Genomic DNA, 1,576 nt, shown 5'->3' with positions numbered 1-1,576 from the left:
TTGATACGAAAGCTTCCGGCAATTTCCACCAGCTCTGGATCTTCTAGTCCAAGTTCTTTGCATCGCCTGATAATCCTCGGAATCCCGCTTCCCCAATGCTCCATAATATTCATGTACGTAAATGCATACACCAGCGCACGGTTCCTGGGTATGGAAATACCTTCTCTGATATCCTGCAGTCTCAGACTTCCAAACAGCATCCCCGGAGAAGTCACTTCCACGCGGTCATCCATGTCTGCCCCCTCAATGCTCCAACATATTCTCAATAAAAATCCCATACCCCTTCCTGGAATCCTGCACCAGCACGTGGGTCACTGCCCCGATGAACTTCCCGTTCTGGATGATGGGGCTGCCGCTCACGAGTGTGTCAAGGAAAGGACAACAAATTATGACATATTATTTCAATCTATCTATAAATGAGCAAATTTGAAATTCTACCAAAATTGCCTCAAATAGCATCAAACTAAAGACATCATGCCTCTGTGGGTGTATACTGTATCTGCTAAGAAAACAATAACCTGCCAAGGATGATGTCTTATAGAGAACAGTATATACCATTCAGCGCCACTTTACAACTGCTTAAAAAATTTGAGCCTATGCCGTGTCTTCCCTCAGACGGCCATGAAGCATAACTCGGCACCCTCAAGGAACTTACCGAAACGCTCGGCACTGACAGGGACGGCGTGATGGAGAAATTCGGCCACTCCAGGTTCATCTACTGCTGCGATGCAGGCCTGGGTTCGGAAGGGAACTGGGAATTCAACCATATGGGGGAAAGGTCGTTCATCGTGACCCAGTCCATCAAAAAACTGCCCGCAGAGGACAGGGAGTGGGCGCTCAACGGCAGCGGCTTCAGACGGCTGTCTGATGGCAAGCCAGTGGAACTGTCTGAAATCAGGGAGGAAAAGGACTGCCTCTTCTATAAAGACTGTCCCTATACGACCAAAAAGCTGCACCAAAGGCTGATCATCACCTACTCCCCCAAATATGCTGCCTACCAGAAGGAGGTCCGCAGGAGGCAGGTGGAGCGCGCCGAGAAGATGGTCGCCTCCGGGAAAAGGAAAGCGGAGAGGAAGAACCCCAACGACCCGGCCAGGTTCGTCGGGAAGATGGCTGTCACAAAGGACGGCGAAGCGGCCGGCATCGAGTATTATCTGGACGAGGACAAGATTGCAGAAGAGGCCAGGTATGACGGGCTGTATGCTGTATGCACCGACCTTTTGGACGATGACGTGGCCCCCATACTCAGGGTCAGCGAAGGGCGGTGGCGGATAGAGGAATGCTTCCGCATCATGAAGACGGATTTCGAAGCCAGGCCTGCATTCGTGCGGCTTGAAGCCAGGCTCTTGGCCCATTTCCTGACCTGCTTCCTCGCGCTCCTCGTCTACCGCATCCTGGAAAAGAAGCTGGGAGGCAGCTATACCTGTGAGGAAATCTTAGGGACGCTGAACGGAATGGATTTCGCAGACATCGAGGACCAGGGGTACATGCCGCTCTACAGACGCTCAAAGCTGACTGATGCCCTGCATGAAGTCTGTGGGATTCGCACTGACTATCAGTTCATTACCAGACAAAA

1 protein-coding gene and 2 pseudogenes are annotated in these 1,576 nt (G+C 51.5%); 1 reads left to right on the top strand and 2 read right to left on the bottom strand.

All coding sequences use genetic code 11. The features are described from left to right. Both Q2B33_RS24090 and Q2B33_RS24660 read right to left on the bottom strand, forming a co-directional pair. The coding region (locus Q2B33_RS24090; RefSeq protein WP_300823536.1) for an ATP-binding protein at nt 1–278 on the bottom strand (278 nt) is incomplete at its 3' end. Then, a pseudogene (locus Q2B33_RS24660) lies at nt 244–360 on the bottom strand (SpoIVB peptidase S55 domain-containing protein); the annotation flags it as partial. The pseudogene Q2B33_RS24660 and the gene Q2B33_RS24090, both read right to left, overlap by 35 nt. A 347-nt stretch (nt 361–707) precedes the next feature. Between Q2B33_RS24660 and Q2B33_RS24080 the strand changes: the two are divergent. Continuing rightward, nucleotides 708–1,576: pseudogene (locus Q2B33_RS24080) on the top strand (transposase); the annotation flags it as partial.

The sequence above is a fragment of the uncultured Acetatifactor sp. genome (genome assembly GCF_948601915.1).
Taxonomy (GTDB): Bacteria; Bacillota; Clostridia; order Lachnospirales; family Lachnospiraceae; genus Acetatifactor.
This window is presented reverse-complemented; position numbering and strand designations above follow the sequence as displayed.